We start from the raw sequence: 2,367 nt of genomic DNA on the forward strand, positions 1-2,367 counted from the left end.
GCGGATCCAACAGCCCTGTGTGACCGTAAGCACCGGTGACTGCTGAGGCCAGGCCAACGGCAGATCGCCACAAACCAGCACCACGGGCTGGCGGTAAGTGGCTTCCGGGAGGTCATCCAGACGCAGGGTAACGTCATGCTCCGCACGACGACTGGCGACAGTCCAGAACGCCAGGATTAGCCCCAGAACGGTAAGCAAAACAAGCACAGAAACCAGTCGGGATACCGGCAGGAAGCCCAGGCAGACCACTGCACTCAGCAGGGCGGCCCACAGCGCAAGCCCGCGCTGTTGTGCAGGACTCATTTCACGGCTCCCGGTAGCAGGGTCTGCAGTGTCTGATCCAGCCAGTGGCTCAGTCCCCACCACAGCGCGGCAACCACCACCACGCTCAGGCCAATTCGCACGGGCCATGACGCCAGCCAGCTGCCCATTCCCCGTCCGGTACGGCTTTCTGCCAGTACCGGGTGATTCTGCGGATAGCTGAACGGCGTGACATGTTCACTGAGCGCGTTGACGAGTTTCTGGCGCTCCGGATCGTTCAGCGAGCGGAAACCGCCGAGGAACCCCAGCATCATGACTCGCTGGAAGCAGGTCACGACAGCATGATCAGGCGCCGGTTCACGCAGCACATCGCGCATCCGGGAGCACAGCGTATCACCGGCATCCATGGTGCCGAGGAAGTGTCCCTGCAGAGGAATGTCATACCACTGCACGCAGGCATCATCCTCCACACCGCGACCTTTGACGGCTTCATCAAGCAGCGCACACTGTGCAGTGAGAATATGCTGGCAGCTGGCTTCATCGAGTTCGCTCGCTTTCAACTCACGCTGCACACGCTCAACATCAGCAATGCAGCGTTCCCACAACGTGCGCCCTTCTCCATCCTGAAACTTAGGACCGTGACGGAGGCTTATCACCTGCAGCCAGGTGTCCTGCAGCAGGGCATCAATATCAATAGACGCGGCCGCGCCGCGTTTGCGCTCACTCATGTTCTCAGTACCGCAAAGAGTTCAAGTTCAGGCTCGCCGAGCATGCCCGGAACGTAAAACATACAGGTCCCCCCCTGGAGCATTTCGGTGGCCAAAGGATGAGAGACATCGAGGCTGAAATACTGGTTTTCCAGACGCAGCGGAATGGCGGCCGGCACATGACGCAGCGGCGTCAGCGGCACACCCACCCGTGATGAATTGACGATACTCCTGACATGATCGGGACTGCCGACCTTGCACTGGCGCGGGAACTGTTCCTGCAGCTGTGCCACCGGCATCGGTGAACGCACGGAGAGGTAGTAATCCGCCCCTTCGCGCAGGCGTGGGTCATGCAGACGGGCCTGCCAGAAGTGAAGTCGGGCATCATGCTCAAGCTCAATCGCCACCACCCGCGACGGCAGGCTTGCCTCCAGCAGGTCGCCCAGTAGGTCAAAGAGCGGCGGGAAGACGTTATTCAACTGCTCATGCTGCCAGACAGGAATGGCACTCACCTGGTGCTCCAGCGAGAAGGTCAGCAGGCTGCCCGCAAGGCGTGCCAGTTCCGGGTACAGACGCTCCGGTGGACTTTGCGGGTGACGCTGAAACTGTCCGAGCACGGGTTCTGCGCTGTTCAGGGCATTGAGCAGCCAGAACAGAGACACATCCGCCACGGCAAAATCGGCCATGCGCTCGTTACTTTCACGACGCATGTCCATCAGGCGACTCAGACGGGCACGCAGTTGCGTCATCAGCTGTTCCAGCTGGGTCACCAGCCAGCGGCTGCCCTGCAGAGCCAGCAGTGGCGGAAGAAAGGTTTCATCGAGTGCCCAGCCCCCCTGTGAATCCTGCTGCAGACGGGCGACCGGACAGGTCAGGTAATCACCGTTGTTCTGATGGGCGAAACGCAGCGTCAGCTCTGGCTGCATCACCGCAATCTGGCGGGTATCATCCCCAAAGGTGTTGCGGACATCTCGCCAGCGCTGGCGATAGCGCACAGGGCGTTCGGCCACCTCATCGGGTTTAAGGCAGTTGCCGCCATTTGCCCGCAGCAGCGGAAGCGCCAGAACTACCACCACTTCCTGTGATTCGCCCTCCAGTGCCAGCACCGGCGGCAGGGAGTCGGCATTATCCGTGTCGATAAGCGTGCCGTCGGGGAAACGGATGTGCAGATGACGGGCCTGCAGACGGCCCAGTTTCAGTACATCCGGTTCGAAAGTGGCATCAATCATCCCCCAGGGATGGGAGAGGCCCAGTCGGGCGATGCATTCCGCAGACCAGGCCGCATACGCGGCCTGTTGCTGGAAGTGCTGGGGAGAGACCATCTGGCCCCTGCCCCATAACGGTTGTTCCGTTTTCATTGGCTTCCTGCCTTAGCTTATGATTTCGCCTTCGGCATCTG

Annotated in this window: 2 protein-coding genes and 1 pseudogene; all 3 read right to left on the bottom strand. The window is 60.8% G+C overall.

What is annotated here, in order from left to right:
* A pseudogene (locus ACG0Z5_RS23670) lies at positions 1 to 303 on the bottom strand (OmpA family protein); the annotation flags it as partial.
* Entirely contained in the window at positions 300 to 989 is a 690-nt protein-coding gene (gene tssL / locus ACG0Z5_RS23675) for a type VI secretion system protein TssL, short form (protein WP_394451594.1), read from the bottom strand. The gene tssL and the pseudogene ACG0Z5_RS23670, both read right to left, overlap by 4 nt.
* Positions 986 to 2,326 carry a type VI secretion system baseplate subunit TssK gene (tssK, locus tag ACG0Z5_RS23680; protein WP_394451596.1) on the bottom strand — a complete coding sequence of 447 codons (1,341 nt, stop codon included), beginning with the start codon at positions 2,324 to 2,326 and terminating at the stop codon, positions 986 to 988. The genes tssL and tssK overlap by 4 nt, the downstream gene beginning before the upstream one ends.
* Positions 2,327 to 2,367: the final 41 nt, after the last annotated feature.

The organism is Scandinavium sp. M-37 (assembly GCF_043558715.1).
Taxonomy (GTDB): Bacteria; Pseudomonadota; Gammaproteobacteria; order Enterobacterales; family Enterobacteriaceae; genus Scandinavium; species Scandinavium vulneris_A.